Here is a 15,594-nt window from a genome sequence, read left to right on the forward strand (position 1 = left end):
ACGCGCCGGATGGTTTTGATCTAAACTGTTCCAGATGCGGGAGGATTTCTGTGCCGTTGACCTCACCTTCTCCAAGCCAGGCAGCCGATCAGATCCCGGATCCATTCCGTGTGTGGTTTCGCTTTATCCGACTTCATCGCCGCGCCACCAACACGATTGCCGCCGAGTTGAAGGCATTGGGCCTGTCCATCCCGCAATTCGACCTCCTGTCCACGCTCACGGAGCAGGAGGGGCTCAGCCAGCAGGAGCTGGCGGAGCGGCTTTACGTGACGAAGGGCAACGTATCGGGCCTTCTCGACCGGATGGTCGAGGCGGATCTCGTGGAGCGGCGCGCCATTCCGGGCGACCGCCGTTCCAATGCCCTTTATCTGACGGCCAAAGGCCGGGAACTCGCCGAACGGGGCATCGGGGTCCAGCGATCCTATGTCCAGGGAACGCTCGGGACCCTGCCGCCGGCGGATCTTGCCGATCTTGAGCGGATCGTCCTCGCTTGGCGCGAAAAGGCCCGGGCTGCGGAGACCGAAGCTCTTGATCGTCTCCGGCGTTAAGGCGGGATGTTTCGGCGGTTGCCTTCGCGGGCGGCGTTAATCGGCAATTAAGCTCATTTCGGTCATTTGCAGCCAAGCCAGCAAATGATCACGAGACTGCCCTGAAGCTGCCCAGAGCCTCCTGATCATGCGCGCAGGCTATGAAACAGCCTGTTTCCTTGGGAGGATTTTTGTGACGAAGCAAATCGCCGAACGCGACAGCCAACCGCGCCATCACGCCATCCATGCCGCTCGCCATCCGCATCCGGCTTTCAAGCCCGTGGCCCTTCCGGCCCTTGCCGCCGCCGTGCAGGCCGCCAACCTGAAGACGAAGCAGCCTCGGCAGCATGCCCTTCCGGCGATCCTGCGCAAGGAGGCAATGACCGATTAATCCCGGAAACGGGAGAGGTTGAGCGCCGCCTGGGCGCTCAACCATCAGCGAACGATGACCTTCGCGTTCACGTCGGCCCGGTTATAGAGATCGACCACGTCGATATTGCGCATGCGGATGCACCCGGACGAGACCGCTTGGCCGATCTTCTCAGGCTCGTTGGTGCCATGGATGCGGTAAAGCGTGTCCTTGTTGCCGTCGAACAGATAGAGGGCCCGAGCGCCCAGAGGATTCTCCGGTCCGCCCTTCGTGAAACGCACGTGCGGCCAGCGGGCCTTCATTTCCGCCGGAGGATTCCAGTCCGGCCACTCGGCCTTGCGGGCAATGCGCGCGGTTCCGGTCCAGCCATAGGCCTCGTCCCCGACGGCGACGCCATAACGGATCACCTTCTTGCCCGGCAGCACGTAATAAAGATACCGCTCCTTCGTATCGACCACGATGGTGCCGGGCGCTTCACCGGTCGGATCGTCCATCTGGTAGCGTGCGTAGCGCGGCTCTTCCTGGGCTTTCGGCACCAGCGCCATCCATTCGGCGTCACGGGAGGAAACCTCCGGATCGGGAACGCCTTTGAAGGTGCACCCGGCAAGGGCCGTGGTGGCAATGACAAGGAGAGTCAGGGGGGAAAGGCGCATGGTCGGAGCTCTCGTCCGGCTTGAGAAGCCGTTTTGATAACGCGGCAGTAAATTAAAAGTCCCATACCCCATTGGGGCGATTCGCCAACCATGCCACGGCTTTTATCGAAAGGGTGTTGCAGCACAACAACATAGACACATGCTGTTGCGGCTGCGACACTGATGACCTCGCCATCGCCGTCCTGCCTTCAGAGTTTTCGTGTTCCCGCATGACCACCCTCTACGTCACACATCCAGCCGCCCTCGACCATCAGACCCCTCTCGGCCATCCCGAGCGTCCCGAGCGCATCCGGGCCATCGAGGGCGTTCTTGAAAAGGAGAGGTTCGCGTCCCTGATCCGGGAGCAGGCGCCGATGGCCGAGATGGAAAGCCTCGTACTGGCTCACCCGGAGCATCACGTGGTCGGAATCCGCGACATGGCACCCCGGGAGGGACTGGTGCGGATCGACGAGGACACCGTGATGTCCCCCGGCACCTACGAGGCGGCCCTGCGCGGCGCGGGCGGGGCCGTGCTGGCGGTGGACGAGGTCATGGAGGGGCGGGTTGCCAACGCCTTCGTGGCCATGCGTCCTCCCGGGCACCATGCGGAGCGGACCCGCGCCATGGGCTTCTGCTTCTTCAACAATGCGGCGATCGCAGCCCGCCACGCCCAGCGCCGCCACGGTGCGGAGCGCGTGGCGATCTTCGATTGGGACGTCCACCACGGAAACGGAACACAAGACATTTTCTGGCGCGACGGCAGCGTCATGTACTGCTCCACGCACGAGATGCCGCTCTATCCCGGCACGGGGGCCGCCTCCGAGCAGGGCGAACAGGGGACCATCGTCAACGCGCCGCTTGCAACGGGAAGCGACGGCGGCGTCTTCCGGGAAGCGGTGGAGACCGTCATCCTGCCTCGGATCGAGGCCTTCAGGCCGGATCTGCTCATCATCTCGGCCGGGTTCGACGCCCATTGGCGCGATCCCCTCGCCAGCCTCAATCTCACGGAAACGGACTTTGCCTGGGCAACCCGCAAAATGATGGATCTGGCTGACCGGACCTGCGGCGGCAAGCTCGTGTCCGTCCTCGAGGGGGGCTATGACCTGGAGGGCCTGTCCAAGTCGACGGCCGCCCATATGGATGCCCTGATGGGCCGGGACGTGCGATCCTAGAGCACCGCACCGGCCAGCTGCCGGGTCAAGACCGAGAGCTTGCGCAGGAGTTCGCCCAAAGCGACGGTTCGAACGCCTGCGGCCACCACCAGGACGGCGAGCGCAGGGAAAGGCTCGCCCGCGAGCGCGAGAACCGCCGCCACGGCGCTCCCCGCAAGCGCCAGAACCTGGATCGCCACGAGACGCCGCTGCTGCGGGAAGAGAACGCAGGCATCGTTCAAAGGCCCGCCGAGCGCCAGGAAAAGCTGAAATGCGGCAATGGCGGGAAGGACGGATTCCAGTCCGGCGAATTTCGTGCCCGCCAGATAAGGATCGGCGACGAGCAGGGCCGCCGCCATGGCGAGGAACCCGAGACCGACCGGCAGGACGAAGACCAGCATCAGGCGGCGCCCGAAAAGAGCCCCAGCCCGCTCGTCCGTCGGGCGCAGCCAATGAAGGAAGATCGGCGACGCCGTCGCGGCGACGATCTGCGACGGCACGTCGAAAATCCGGTAGGCCAGGGCTGCGTGCCCGGCCAGGGCCGCCTGTCCCGTCAGGGGCATGATCAGAAGCGGCGACATCACGAAGGCGAGCGAGAGAAACGAACTCGGCAGGTTGTAGAGGGGAAGGGTTTTTCGCTGCACCGCGAGTTCGCGGAAGTCCGACAAGGACCAGCCCCGTTTCACTTCGCCCGCATGGTGTCGCCCTCGCCACGCCAGATACGCAACGCCGCTGGCGTGCCCGGCAATGTCGGCCACGGCGAAGGCCACGGCGTCGTCGGGAGACGCCAGGGCAGCGACCAGCAGAACGAGGGGCTGGCAGATCGACTGGATCAGAGACGCGCGCCCGAGAGCCTTGAAGTCTCCGTCCCGGTTCATCCGCCCGAAGGCGAGGCGCAGGAGGCCGCGCATGAGAATGGAGAGCGGCAGAAGCGAAGCGAGCGTCTCCGGCACGAGCCCGGCCGTGCCGCATGCAATCGCCAGCATCGAGAACAGGAGCCAGAGGGGCGCCCCGAGAGCCAGGCACAGGCGCAGGGCGAGACCGGCCTCCTCCTGCGTCCGGGCGGAGATGATGGCGGCATCGAAGCGCAGGAAGAGCGCCATGGCCGCGAGGGACGCGACAGTCTGAAAGACTCCGAAGGTCGCGAAGGCGTGCACATCCACCAGCCAGAGCGCGACCACGAGGCTGATGACCGACATGCTCCGCGCGCCCACCAGGCGCAGGGCCAGGCGAACGGCCTCATACCCGACGCGGCCGCGAGCGATGTGTCGGAAAGTCTGCCAGAGCGTTCGTCCGAAGCGAACGTTGGTTGCCGTCAGCGACATCCACATGTCCTCGACCGGCGCGGAGAGGAATGCCACGCACCGGCACGATGATTCGCGTTGCAAGGAAGCCGCTGACCGGCGGGAACGCCGGAGAGGCCTACGAGGGCGCCTTAGTGATCGAGGGATTCTTCTGCGAGAAGCTCGATTCCAAAGCCACTGAGACCCACGTAAGACCTGCTTGATGTGGCAAGATTGCGGATGGAGGCAACGCCGAGGTCCTTGAGGATCTGCGCACCGAGACCGATTTCGCGCCACTGGCTCGACCGCATCGCCTCGGAGGCGGTCTCCTCGCTGTCGGAGAGATTGGTGGTCGGAACGCCGGCCGTGCCGTCCCGCAGGTACACCAGAACGCCCCGTCCCTCTTCGGCGAACCGCCGCAGCGCGGCCGCGATCGTCCTGCCGCCCTCGAAGACGTCGGTGAGCGCATTGGCGCGATGCAGGCGCACGGGAATGTTGGTGCCGTCGCCGATCCGGCCATGCACCAGCGCCATGTGCTGCACGCTGTCGAAGGGCGTCGAATAGGCATAGCCGGTGAACTTGCCCCACTCCGTGTCGACCGGGAAGGTCGCGATGCGCTCGACGAGCTTCTCACGCGCTTGGCGATAGGCGATGAGATCGGCGACCGAAATGCGCTTCAACCCATGCTTTTCCGCAAAAGCCGCGATCTGCTCACCCTTCATGACGGTGCCGTCATCGTTGGCGAGTTCGCAAATGACACCGACGGGCGGCAGACCGGCGAGCTTGCAGAGATCCACCGCCGCTTCCGTGTGACCGGAGCGCATCAGAACGCCGCCGTCCTTCGCCACGAGCGGGAACACGTGGCCGGGACGCACGAAATCCCCTGCCCCCATGTTGTTGTTGGCGAGCGCCCGCACCGTATTGGTGCGCTGCTCGGCGGAGATGCCGGTGGTCAATCCATGCTTCACGTCCACGGTAACCGTGAAGGCCGTTCCGAGAGGTGCATCGTTGCTGGCGACCATCGGGTCGAGACGCAGGCGCCGCGCCTCGGCGGCGGTCACCGGCGCGCAGACGATGCCGCAGGTGTTGCGGATGATGAAGGCCATCTTCTCCGGAGTGCAGAGAGATGCGGCGACGATCAGGTCGCCCTCGTTCTCGCGGTCGTCGTCGTCCGTGACGATCACGATCTCACCACGGGCGAAAGCCTCGATGGCCTCGGTCACGCTATGGCTCGTCATGGCAAATCCTTTAAGCCCGGCTCACCGGGAAGTTCCGTTGGGACATTGTCTTACTTGACCGGCCAGCCGAAGCCATCCCCCACCTGCGCGCGGTGACGCAAGAACTGGTCTGCCAAAACGCAAGCCACCATCGCTTCGCCCACTGGAACGGCACGGATGCCGACGCACGGATCGTGACGTCCCTTCGTGAGGACCTCCGCCTCCGCGCCGGAGCGGGTCACGCTGGCGCGCGGGGTCAAGATCGACGAGGTCGGCTTCACGGCGAAACGGCACACGAGGGGTTGGCCGGTCGAGATGCCGCCGAGGACTCCGCCCGCATGGTTCGACAGAAACGTCGGTGCTCCCGTATTGCCGGGACGCATTTCATCGGCGTTTTCCTCGCCCCGGAGAGCAGCGGCCGCGAAGCCGTCGCCGATCTCGACGCCCTTGACCGCGTTGATGGACATGAGCGCCGCGGCCAATTCGGAATCGAGCTTGCCGTAGATCGGCGCGCCGAGTCCCGCCGGCACGCCTTCCGCCACGATTTCGATCACCGCGCCGATCGACGAGCCTTCCTTGCGCAGGCCGTCGAGGTAACCCTCGTAGAAGGCCGCCGCCTCCGCATCGGGGGAGAAGAACGGGTTGCGGGCAACCTCGTCCCAATCCCAGCGGTCCCGGTTGATCGGGTGCGGCCCCATCTGCACCAGGGCGCCGCGGATGGTCACCCCCGGCAGGATCTTGCGGGCGACGGCTCCCGCGGCCACACGGGCCGCCGTCTCGCGGGCCGAGGAGCGCCCGCCACCGCGGTAATCGCGGATGCCGTACTTCACGTCATAGGTGAAGTCCGCATGGCCCGGCCTGTAGGTTTCCTTGATCTCGGAATAATCCTTCGAGCGCTGATCCACGTTCTCGATCATGAGGGCGATCGGAGTGCCGGTCGTCACCTGCTGACCCGTCCGCTCGTCAACGAAGACCCCGGAGAGGATTTTAACCTGATCGGGCTCCTGACGCTGGGTTGTGAAGCGTGATTGCCCGGGCCTGCGCCGGTCGAGTTCCGCCTGGATCTCGGAAACGTCGAGAGGGATTCTCGGCGGGCAGCCGTCGATGACGCAGCCGAGGGCGGGCCCATGGCTTTCGCCGAAGGTGGTGACGCGGAAAAGATGACCGAAGGTGTTATGGGACATGGCACTATCTGACGTTCAGCGCCTCTTAAGACCAAAGCGCCGAGGTGTCACGCGCCGCGTATGCGACGGCCCGGCCGACGGTGACCGCGCCCGCCCACGCACGGACGCGCCGCGCAACGGGGCAGCGCCAGGTCCGGCGGAAGACTGAGGGCCGCTATTCCACCCTGATGCGGTAGGTGTAAGTGAGGATTGTCGGCGGATTGAGGTCGTTCGAGCGCCACGGCACGTCCAGAACGACTTCGTCGAGCCCCTTGAAGCCCTTCTTGGGGGTGTAGACATAGGCAAGCCCTCGGACGCGCTTTCCGGGGCATCGCGAGTCCTTGCCCATCTCCTGCTCGTGGGGAATGAGCTGGATGCTGCCGTTGGCCGGCGCCTGACGCACCTTCACGTCGGGAACCTCGGCGGAATAACAGGTATCGACCTCGTAGCTCAGGAAGCCGCCGATCGCGGACCGCGTATTGGCCTTCACCGTCTTGTCCAAAGTCTCGGCCGAAACGGACGTGGCCACCAATGCCGTGAGGGCCAGAACCGACGCGATCCTCATCACCGGATCTCCTTTTGCTACAGAATAGCAAAAAGAGCATATTTTCCTTGGCGGCACAATGGCCAAGCTTCGTCACGCCCAGCGGTGGTTGCGCCCCTCGATCACGAGGATCTTGCCCTGCCAGATGTCGATGCTGGCGGCATGGCGGGTCGAGACGCCGCAAGCCACGGCCAGGAAGGCCCGGGCGACACCGCCGTGGGCGACGAGCGCCGTGTCCCGGGTCAGGCCATCGAGAATCGGCCGGACCCGGTCGGCGAGCATCGCGTAACTTTCTCCGCCCCCGGGCGGGGCGTAGTTCCACTTGTCCCGCTCCCGCAAGGCGGCCAGCTGCGGCTCCAGCTTGCGGACTTCCTTCCAGGTCAGGCCCTCCCAGGCCCCGAAGGTCAACTCGATGAGCCGCTCGTCGAGCCGGTAATAATCCGGGTAGAGCCCCATGGCCTCACGCATGCGCTCCATGGTCTCCCGCGTGCGCAGCATGGGACTGGCGACATAATCCAGGTCCTCCACGTGCGGCACGAGGGCCTGGAGGCGGCGCCCCGCCTCCTCCGCCTGAACGCGGCCGACATCGTTGAGCGGGATGTCCCGCTGCCCTTGGAGCCGTCCTTCGACGTTCCAGTCGGTCTCGCCGTGGCGAATGAAGTAGATCGTCGGACGGCTCACGATCAGTCTTTATCGAGGGAAAGATCCGGGGCCTCGGGGTTCTTCATGCCGACCACGTGATAGCCGGCATCCACGTGCAGGATCTCGCCGGTCATCCCGCGCGACATGTCCGACACGAGGTAGGCGGCGGTTTCGCCGACTTCCTCGATGGTCACGGTGCGCCGCAGGGGCGAATTGTACTCGTTCCATTTGAGGATGTAGCGGAAATCCCCGATGCCGGACGCGGCGAGCGTCTTGATCGGCCCTGCGGAAATCGCGTTGACGCGGATATTCTGCGGGCCCAGATCCGCCGCGAGATAGCGGACCGACGCTTCGAGGGCCGCCTTGGCGACGCCCATCACGTTGTAGTGCGGCATCCACTTTTCGGCGCCGTAATAGGTGAGCGTCAGGAGCGATCCGCCCTGCGTCATCAGCTTCTCGGCCCGCTGGGCGATGGCCGTGAAGGAATAGCAGGAGATCAGGAGCGACTTGGAGAAGTTGCCCTCGCTCGTTTCCACGTAGCGGCCCGTCAGCTCGTCCTTGTCGGAAAAGGCGATGCAATGAACCACGAAATCGATGGAGCCCCAGAGCTTCTCGATCTCGCCGAAGACCGCGTCGATCGTCGCGCCGTCCGTCACGTCGCAATGGCCGACGACCGCGGCGTCCAGCTCCTTGGCCAGGGGCTCGACCCGCTTCTTCAGGGCTTCGCCCTGGTAGGTGAATGCCAGTTCGGCCCCGTGCTTACGGGCCGCCTGCGCGATGCCCCAGGCGATCGACCGATTGTTCGCAACCCCCATGATCAAGCCGCGCTTTCCGGCCAGGATGCCGGGCGCCGTTGTCTCTGCCATGAATCACCTTAAAATCGTCGCTGGACACGTCGAAACGATGGCTTCTTAACCGACACAGTGGCCAGGGGGAAGAGACCTCAGGGCCTTCCCCCGGTAATTGCGCGGCTCACGAACCGGGAGGCCCTGCCTGCAAGCCTGCCTCAAGGCTGCCTTTCGGCGAGGCCGGTCCCTCGCTGAAACCTAGCTCGCCTTCGCGGACCGGCGCTTGCGGGCATAGTCCATCAGGTCCTCGTCCACCACCTCCGGCAGCTTGATCTCGACGGTCGCCAGCAGGTCCCCGACTCCGCTCTTGTCGGGCAGCCCCTTGCCGCGCAGGCGGAAGGTACGCCCGGAATTCGTCAGGGGCGGGATCGTCATCTCGACGGCTCCCTTGAGGGTCGGGATCCGGATCGTTCCCCCGAGGACGGCCTCCTCGATCTCGACCGGGATCCGGATGCGCAGGTTCGACCCCTCGGCCGTGAAACGGTCGTGAGGCGCGAATTTGATGGTCAGGAGCGCATCGCCCGGATCGATCCCGGGGGCTCCCTGCCCCAAACCGCGAAGCCGGATCACCTGACCGTCCGCAACCCCCTTGGGGATCACCACATCCACGTCGCGTCCGGTCGGGAGCTTGAGGCGCTTCTTGGCCTCGCTCGCCACTTCCTCAAGGGTGACCGTGAGGGTCGCGCCGACATCGTCGCCTTTCTGCTGCGGCTTGGCACGGGTCCGCCGGCCCCCTTCGGATGCGGACCGAAAAGCTTCTCCGAAGATCTGCGAAAAAACGTCGTCGCCCGCGTCGGCGGCGCCCCCGCGAGCCCCTCGCCGCCCTCCGAACGGACCGCCCGCGCTGAAGTTGAATCCGAAATCCTCGGGCCTTGCCCCTCCGCCTCCGCGCCCTCCGAAGCCCTCGAAACCCTGAAAGCGCGGCTTTCCTTCCGCGTCGATCTCGCCGCGGTCGAACTGGGCGCGCTTTTGCGTATCGCCGAGAATTTCATAGGCCGAATTGATTTCTGCGAACTTGTCCTTGGCCTTCGGATCATCCGCGTTGCGGTCGGGGTGATAGGTCTTGGCCAGCTTGCGGAAGGCCTTTTTGATATCCGCCTCGCTCGCGGTGCGAGGCACACCGAGAATGTCGTATGGGTTACGCATCGTGAAATCCATCAGCCGTCGAATTGGGGGCGGTCGGGCGCAGGAATCGCCGCCCACCGGCTCTCCCGACCATATGGGGAAGTGTTGCGCGTTTGCAACGGCCGCGACGGACCGAGGCAGCTTCAAGGCTCAGCTTTTGGCGACCTTGGCCGGCTTGAGATCCTTGATCTCCCATTCGCCGCCGGAAGGCCGGCAGGCGCTCCCCTCCAGAGAATGGGGTGCGGACCCCGTCACTTGCGCGGAGAACGCGCGGCAGATCTCGTCGTTCTTGACGAAGGGAGGACTGGTCGGGGCGAAGACGCCCTTATGGGAGGTGTCGGGATTGTCCCATGAGACCTGGGTGCCTGCCCCCTGCGGATCGAGAGCGACGCCGAGCGCCGCCTTGGCCCGGCGCCAGTCTTCCTCGTTGAGATCCGGCGACAGCGGAGAAATGGCGGTCTTCGGGGCAACCGAGCCCGTCGCCTGCGGCTCCTCCTCATGGTAGCCGGCGAGGCCATAGGTGAAGCTGCAGCCACCGGTGCTCAGGGCCATCAGGGCGACAGCCGCGATTTTCATCGCTTCGCGCAGGAGGACGTCTGATCTATAACGGCGCGCATCGGCCTTCATGCGGCGGCGGTCTCCCGGAACGAAATTCGTCACACACAGGATAAAGCCTTGAATCAGTTAACAAGCGGTGACTTTACCGAAGTGGAAGAGCCCTGGAGCCTCTTTACGGCCTGGCTCGAGGAAGCCACGAGCGCGGAGCCCAACGATCCCAACGCGATGGCGCTGGCGACCGTTGACGCAGACGGCCTTCCCAATGTCCGCATGGTGCTGCTGAAAGGCTTCGATCAGAACGGCTTCGTGTTCTACACCAACACGGAATCGAACAAGGGCCGTGAGCTGCTCGGCCAGAAGAAGGCCGCGATCGTGCTGCATTGGAAGAGCCTGCGGCGCCAGGTCCGGGCCCGCGGCCCGGTCACGATCGTGAGCGATGCCGAAGCCGACGCCTATTTCCAGAGCCGCCCCCGCGACAGCCGCATCGGCGCCTGGGCGAGCCAGCAATCCCGCCCGCTCGAAAGCCGCTTCGCCCTCGAAAAGGCCGTGGCGGTCAACACGGCGAAATACGCCATCGGCGAAGTGCCGCGCCCACCCTATTGGACAGGCTTCCGGATCGCCCCCGTCTCCATCGAATTCTGGCAGGACAAGCCCTTCCGTCTCCACGACCGGGTGGTCTTCACCCGCGAGGGCGACGGCTGGCGCAAGACGCGGCTTTATCCCTGATCGGGCTCTCTCGGCGGCCTGTCTCTTGCACCTCGATGATAGGTCAATTACGCTGACCTATCGTCAAGGTTCGTTCCCCATGAAGATCAACGATGCCTTTCGGGCCGACCAGAAGAACGCCGTCCTCTGCTGGCTTGCCACGGTGAGCCCTGAAGGCGTGCCGAATGTCTCCCCGAAGGAGATCTTCGCGCTGTTCGACGACGAGTCCCTGGTGGTGGCCGACATCATGTCGCCGACGACCGTCCGGAACATCCGCGCCAATCCGAAAGTCTGCCTCAGCTTCGTGGATGTGTTCCGGCAGAAGGGCTTTAAGGTGGAAGGAGAAGCCTTGGTCGTCCCACGGGAGGAGGCTGCGTTCGCTGTGCTCGGAAAAGACCTCCTTGCGATGGCCGGACAGGACTTTCCGATCAAGAACGTCATTCACATCCGCATGACCCGGATCTCCCGGATCCTGGCTCCGAGTTACAGCCTCTTCCCGGATCGCACCGAGGCCGAGCGGATGCAGAGCGCTTACACGACCTATGGCGTTCAGCCGGCCGGATGACGCTCCGCAAGCGCCAGGGCCGGCGCTCGTGGTTCCCTATCCGGCATGCCGTCACCCCATAGACCTGAGGCGGATCCCGCGATAGGGTCCGCGCCCCATTGGACAGGATGCCCATGCCCGCTTCACCCCAAAATTCCCGCCGCATCATGCTGCTGACCGGTGCCAGTCGCGGCATCGGGCATGCCACCGTGAAACGGTTTTCGGCGGCCGGATGGCGGGTGATCACCTGTTCGCGCCACGCCTTTCCGGAAAACTGCCCCTGGGAAATGGGTCCCGAGGATCATCTTCAGGTCGATCTTGCGGATGCGGAGGATACACGCCGGGCCATCGCCGAAGTGAAGGGCCGTCTGGCGGTGGAAGGGGGTGTGCTGCACGCGCTCGTCAACAACGCGGGCATTTCGCCCAAGGGCCCGGGCGGTTCGCGCCTCGGCGCATTGGAAACCCGCTATGAGGATTGGGTCAGGGTCTTCCAGGTCAACTTCTTCGCCTCGATCATGTTGGCCCGGGGTCTCGTGGACGAGCTGACCCAGGCCAAGGGCTCGGTGGTCAACGTGACCTCCATCGCCGGCTCCCGGGTCCATCCCTTCGCGGGTGCCGCCTATGCCACCTCGAAGGCGGCCCTCGCGTCGCTGACCCGCGAGATGGCGGCGGATTTCGGTCCCCTCGGCGTGCGCGTCAACGCCATCTCGCCGGGAGAGATCGACACGTCGATCCTGTCTCCCGGCACGGAGAAGCTGGTGGAGCAGATTCCGCAGCGGCGGCTCGGAACACCGGACGAGGTGGCCAAGGCCATCTACTTCCTGTGCACCGATGCCTCCTCCTACGTGAACGGCGCGGAGCTGCACATCAACGGCGGACAGCACGTCTAGGGTCTCGTCGGGCGCGGCCCTTTCGCTCCGCCCAACGGGCTAGGCGGCTTCGGCCGGCCAGGGTCCGACGTAGCGCGACTGCGGCCGCATGATGCGGCCCGTCCTCGCCTGCTCCATGGCGTGAGCCACCCACCCGGCGGTCCGGCCCGCGCCGAACAGAGGCGTGAAGCCCTCCCGGGGAATTCCCAGGGCTTCGAGCAGCAACGCCGTGTAGAATTCCACATTGGTGTCGAGGCGGCGTCCCGGCTTGCGGCGCGCCAGGACCTTCAAGGCCGTCGCTTCCACCGCCTCCGCAAACGCGATGCGGTTATCGCCGCCCTTGAGGCGGGATACGGCCCCCTTGAGCACATCGGCCCGCGGGTCGCGGACCTTGTAGATCCTGTGGCCGAAGCCCATGAGCCGTTCGTTCCGGCCGATGGCGGCGTCGAGCCATTCCTCGGCCCGGTCGATGCTGCCGATGGCATCCAACATATCGAGCACCGGGCCCGGCGCTCCGCCGTGAAGCGGCCCTTTGAGGGCGCAGAGCCCTGCGACGACCGCCGACAGAAGCCCGGCTTCCGTCGAGGCCACGACCCTCGCCGTGAAGGTCGAGGCGTTGAGCCCATGGTCCAGGATCGTCACCAGATAGGTATCGAGCGCCTTCGCCTCGCCCGCATCCGGCACGTCTCCACGCAGCATGCGCAGCAGATCGGCCGCATGCCCGGCAGCGGGATCGGGAGCGACGGGCGAAAGGCCCTGCGCGGCGCGGACCGCCATCGCGGCGGCAACCGCCGCGCCTCCCACCGCGAGGGTGGCAGGCTCCTTGTCCGCATCGGGCAAAGCCGCGAGCAGAAGCCGCATTCCTTCGACAGGCGTCAGGCCACGCAGGTTCGAAGCCAGGGGCGAGAGGAGCGCGAAGGCCCGCTGTCTCCCCTGCCCCAGGGCCGCACCGGGATCTTCGGAAAGGGGAACCACGCCGTTCCAGAGCATCGCGACGGCGTCCTCGAAGGAAACGCGTCCTGCGAGTGCCTCCAGATCGTGCCCACGGATGATGAGGCGGCCCGCCTCGCCATCCACGTGGCTCAGCACGGTTTCAGCCGCGACAACGTCATCAAGACCGATTGCCATGAGAAATCTCCTTTTTCTCCTCAAGCTTCGCGCCGGCCTTGCGCAGGGGTCAATCTTGAATCAACATATCAACATATGGAACACGCATCCCTCGATCTCACCTCGGCGGATCAGGCCGCTTCACGTCTCGGCATCAGCCGGGCGAGCCTCTATGCCTACGTGAGCCGTGGCCTGATCCGGTCCTTCTCCTCGCCGCACGATCCACGCCAAAGACTTTACGCCGCCGATGACGTGGAAGCCCTCGTCGAGCGCAAGGCCCGCTTCCGGCGCCCGGCGGCAGCGGCCGCGACCGCCCTCGACTGGGGCCTGCCGGTTCTTGAGACGAGCATTACCCAGATCAAGGACGGCACCCTGTTTTATCGGGAGCACGACGCGATCGCGCTGGCGCAGCATGCGACACTGGAAGAGACGGTTTGCCTTCTGGTCGGCGGCCTCGACGAAGCGGTCTTCCGATTCCCGTCCCGGCTTCCCGAAGGCCTCGCGGGTCCCGCCTTCGGGCCGCACGAATATGTTGCTCAGGCCATCCGCCTGTTATCCGCTCCCTCGCCCAAGGAATCCCGGTCGAGCGAGGTGGCGACCATCCTGCGCCTGATGGCGGCGGCCGGGAGCGGAGCGGACCCCGGCGCGGAGCCTTTGCATGGGCATCTGGCAAGGGCCTGGAAAGCCCCGCAGGCCACCGATGCGATCCGCCGGGCTCTCGTCCTGTGCGCCGATCATGAACTCAGCGCCTCCGCCTTCGCGGTCCGGGTGACCGCTTCCACCGGAACGTCCCTGCGCAACGCCGTGATCGCCGGCCTCGCGGCGCTCAGCGGTCCGTATCATGGGGGCATGACGGAGCGGATCCGGACCTTTCTCGACGCCCCGAGCGGAGCATCGCCGCTCGGCTTCCGGCACCGGTTTTATCCCGACGGCGACCCACGCGCCCTGACCCTTCTGAAAAACGTCCCGCTGCTGGCCTCCGACGCGACCACGCTCCGGGCCGTGGAGAGCACGTCGGGTCACAAGCCCAGCATCGATACGGCTCTCGTGATGATGGAGCGGGCCTTTGGCCTGCCGGTCGGCGCGGCCTTCGTGCTCTTTGCCGTCGGCCGGACGGCGGGCTGGCTCGCCCATGCGATCGAGCAGCGCAGCCAGGCGACCCTCATCCGCCCTCGGGCCCGCTACACCTTGAGCCAGAACTCTTCATCCCCGTGACACCGAGACCCATGACCACCGATCGTCTTTACCCCAGCCGTCCGTTTCTGGCCGCCTCCGTCGCCGTCTTCCGGGACGGACGCGTGCTTCTCGCCGCCCGGGGCAAGCCGCCCGGGGAGGACCTGTTTTCCCTTCCGGGCGGACAGGTGGAGACCGGCGAAACCCTGGCGGAGGCCGCCTTGCGGGAACTTCACGAGGAGGTTGGGGTTGAGGCCAAGCTGATCGGCCTGATCGCCCCTGTCGAATTCATTGAAAGGGACGCGGAAGGCCGTATAAAGCACCATGTCGTCATCGCCGCCCATGCAGCGCGCTGGGTCTCCGGCGAGCCTCGGACAGGCCCGGAAGCAAAGGAAATCCGTTGGGTCACGGAACGGGATATCGTCGGTTTGCCCATGACGCAGGGCCTCGCGGCCATCTTGGAGCAGGCATTCGCCCTGGAACAAAGGGATCTGGAACAACGGGACTCGGCTCGATGAAGCGTTGTCTCGCCGTCGCCGTCGCGCTGCTGGCCCTGGTTCAACCCGCGGCCGCGCAGAACTTCTTCGAGCGGCTCTTCGGCGTTCCGCCCCAGCCCCAACCGCCGATTCCGCAGCCGCAATACCGTCCCCAGCCGCAGAGGCGCGCGCCGACCCAGCCGCAACAGCCTCAGCAGCAACAACGGTCGGCCCCCGCGAAGGAAAAGGAGCAGAAGGCCGAACCGGCCGCGCCCGTCGAGCCTCCGCCGGCTCCCTATGAAAAGGATCTGCTGCGCCTCGCCGAGATCATGGGCTCCCTCGCCCTCCTCCGGCCGCTCTGCGCGGCCCCCGACGCCGGGGAATGGCAAACCCGCATGCAGACCCTGCTCGATGCGGAGGGCACCACCCCCGGGCGTCGCGAGCGCCTCGCCGGGGCTTACAACAAGGGCTACCAGAGCTACGCGCTGACCTATCGGGTGTGCACCGCTTCGGCTCAGGAGGCGTCGAACCGTTACTTAAGGGAAGGCGAGACTCTCTCCCGCAACATCACCAGCCGCTACGGCGGCTGATTTATCCACATTTTTCCGAAAATTTCCTCTCGCATTAACCGCTTTGCAAGGAGATGCTGGCGGTGGGCCG

Annotated in this window: 19 protein-coding genes; 9 read left to right on the plus strand and 10 right to left on the minus strand. The window is 65.5% G+C overall.

The genetic code is table 11. From position 1 onward, the window contains the following. Positions 1–56: 56 nt before the first annotated feature. Positions 57–548, plus strand: coding sequence for a MarR family winged helix-turn-helix transcriptional regulator (locus tag LJD17_RS06735; RefSeq protein ID WP_227383382.1), 492 nt, complete (start codon positions 57–59; stop codon positions 546–548). 172 nt (positions 549–720) lie between these two features. Then, entirely contained in the window at positions 721–918 is a 198-nt protein-coding gene (locus tag LJD17_RS06740) for a hypothetical protein (RefSeq protein ID WP_227383383.1), read from the plus strand. Between the two features lie 44 nt (positions 919–962). Here LJD17_RS06740 and LJD17_RS06745 read toward each other — a convergent pair whose 3' ends face one another. Next, positions 963–1,550 carry a L,D-transpeptidase gene (locus tag LJD17_RS06745; RefSeq protein WP_227383384.1) on the minus strand — a complete coding sequence of 196 codons (588 nt, stop codon included), beginning with the start codon at positions 1,548–1,550 and terminating at the stop codon, positions 963–965. Between the two features lie 209 nt (positions 1,551–1,759). Between LJD17_RS06745 and LJD17_RS06750 the strand changes: the two genes are divergently transcribed. Then, positions 1,760–2,701: a histone deacetylase family protein gene (locus LJD17_RS06750; RefSeq protein ID WP_227383385.1), complete on the plus strand. Its 942-nt coding sequence runs from the start codon at positions 1,760–1,762 to the stop codon at positions 2,699–2,701. Here the strand turns inward: LJD17_RS06750 and LJD17_RS06755 are convergent. The 8 genes from LJD17_RS06755 to LJD17_RS06790 form a co-directional block, all read right to left on the minus strand. Next, positions 2,698–4,005 carry an oligosaccharide flippase family protein gene (locus LJD17_RS06755; RefSeq protein WP_227383386.1) on the minus strand — a complete coding sequence of 436 codons (1,308 nt, stop codon included), beginning with the start codon at positions 4,003–4,005 and terminating at the stop codon, positions 2,698–2,700. The two genes, LJD17_RS06750 and LJD17_RS06755, sit on opposite strands and share 4 nt — an antisense overlap. A gap of 110 nt (positions 4,006–4,115) precedes the next feature. Continuing rightward, on the minus strand, positions 4,116–5,201 hold the full coding sequence (gene ribB / locus LJD17_RS06760) for a 3,4-dihydroxy-2-butanone-4-phosphate synthase (protein ID WP_227383387.1): 1,086 nt from the start codon (positions 5,199–5,201) through the stop codon (positions 4,116–4,118). 50 nt (positions 5,202–5,251) lie between these two features. Next, positions 5,252–6,364 carry a chorismate synthase gene (gene aroC / locus LJD17_RS06765; RefSeq protein ID WP_227383388.1) on the minus strand — a complete coding sequence of 371 codons (1,113 nt, stop codon included), beginning with the start codon at positions 6,362–6,364 and terminating at the stop codon, positions 5,252–5,254. Positions 6,365–6,518: 154 nt separating this feature from the next. Then, positions 6,519–6,908: a hypothetical protein gene (locus LJD17_RS06770; RefSeq protein WP_227383389.1), complete on the minus strand. Its 390-nt coding sequence runs from the start codon at positions 6,906–6,908 to the stop codon at positions 6,519–6,521. A gap of 72 nt (positions 6,909–6,980) precedes the next feature. Further along, the gene (locus LJD17_RS06775) at positions 6,981–7,574 is read right to left on the minus strand and encodes a histidine phosphatase family protein (RefSeq protein WP_227383664.1); all 594 of its coding nucleotides are present in this window, start codon (positions 7,572–7,574) and stop codon (positions 6,981–6,983) included. Continuing rightward, positions 7,571–8,395 (minus strand): enoyl-ACP reductase FabI, encoded by an 825-nt coding sequence (gene fabI / locus LJD17_RS06780; RefSeq protein WP_227383390.1) that lies wholly within the window; start codon positions 8,393–8,395, stop codon positions 7,571–7,573. Before fabI ends, LJD17_RS06775 begins: the two co-directional genes overlap by 4 nt. A gap of 180 nt (positions 8,396–8,575) precedes the next feature. After that, positions 8,576–9,523, minus strand: a complete 948-nt coding sequence (locus LJD17_RS06785; RefSeq protein ID WP_227383391.1) for a DnaJ C-terminal domain-containing protein — start codon at positions 9,521–9,523, stop codon at positions 8,576–8,578. A 129-nt stretch (positions 9,524–9,652) separates the two neighbouring features. Next, positions 9,653–10,129 (minus strand): RT0821/Lpp0805 family surface protein, encoded by a 477-nt coding sequence (locus LJD17_RS06790; protein WP_227383392.1) that lies wholly within the window; start codon positions 10,127–10,129, stop codon positions 9,653–9,655. Between the two features lie 48 nt (positions 10,130–10,177). Between LJD17_RS06790 and pdxH the strand changes: the two genes are divergently transcribed. The 3 genes from pdxH (at position 10,178) to LJD17_RS06805 (ending at position 12,199) form a co-directional block, all read left to right on the plus strand. Continuing rightward, positions 10,178–10,786: a pyridoxamine 5'-phosphate oxidase gene (gene pdxH / locus LJD17_RS06795; RefSeq protein ID WP_227383393.1), complete on the plus strand. Its 609-nt coding sequence runs from the start codon at positions 10,178–10,180 to the stop codon at positions 10,784–10,786. Between the two features lie 79 nt (positions 10,787–10,865). After that, entirely contained in the window at positions 10,866–11,330 is a 465-nt protein-coding gene (locus LJD17_RS06800; RefSeq protein WP_227383394.1) for a pyridoxamine 5'-phosphate oxidase family protein, read from the plus strand. 146 nt (positions 11,331–11,476) lie between these two features. Then, positions 11,477–12,199, plus strand: coding sequence for an SDR family NAD(P)-dependent oxidoreductase (locus LJD17_RS06805; protein ID WP_406600776.1), 723 nt, complete (start codon positions 11,477–11,479; stop codon positions 12,197–12,199). Between the two features lie 39 nt (positions 12,200–12,238). Here the strand turns inward: LJD17_RS06805 and LJD17_RS06810 are convergent, their stop codons facing one another. Further along, positions 12,239–13,306: a citrate synthase/methylcitrate synthase gene (locus LJD17_RS06810; RefSeq protein WP_227383396.1), complete on the minus strand. Its 1,068-nt coding sequence runs from the start codon at positions 13,304–13,306 to the stop codon at positions 12,239–12,241. A 75-nt stretch (positions 13,307–13,381) separates the two neighbouring features. Here LJD17_RS06810 and LJD17_RS06815 point away from each other — a divergent pair, with 75 nt between their 5' ends. Genes LJD17_RS06815 through LJD17_RS06825 form a run of 3 tightly spaced genes read left to right on the plus strand, consistent with a single transcriptional unit; the run spans position 13,382 to position 15,524 of the window. Then, complete coding sequence (locus LJD17_RS06815) at positions 13,382–14,500, plus strand: citrate synthase family protein (protein WP_227383397.1); 1,119 nt, start codon at positions 13,382–13,384, stop codon at positions 14,498–14,500. A gap of 11 nt (positions 14,501–14,511) precedes the next feature. After that, a complete protein-coding gene (locus LJD17_RS06820; RefSeq protein WP_227383398.1) occupies positions 14,512–14,976 on the plus strand; it encodes an NUDIX hydrolase in 465 nt (154 codons plus the stop codon). Then, a complete protein-coding gene (locus LJD17_RS06825) occupies positions 14,973–15,524 on the plus strand; it encodes a TIGR02301 family protein (RefSeq protein ID WP_227383399.1) in 552 nt (183 codons plus the stop codon). The genes LJD17_RS06820 and LJD17_RS06825 overlap by 4 nt, the downstream gene beginning before the upstream one ends. The last annotated feature ends 70 nt before the right edge of the window (positions 15,525–15,594 follow it).

Source organism: Microvirga rosea, assembly GCF_020595095.1.
In the GTDB taxonomy this organism is placed as follows: Bacteria; Pseudomonadota; Alphaproteobacteria; order Rhizobiales; family Beijerinckiaceae; genus Microvirga; species Microvirga rosea.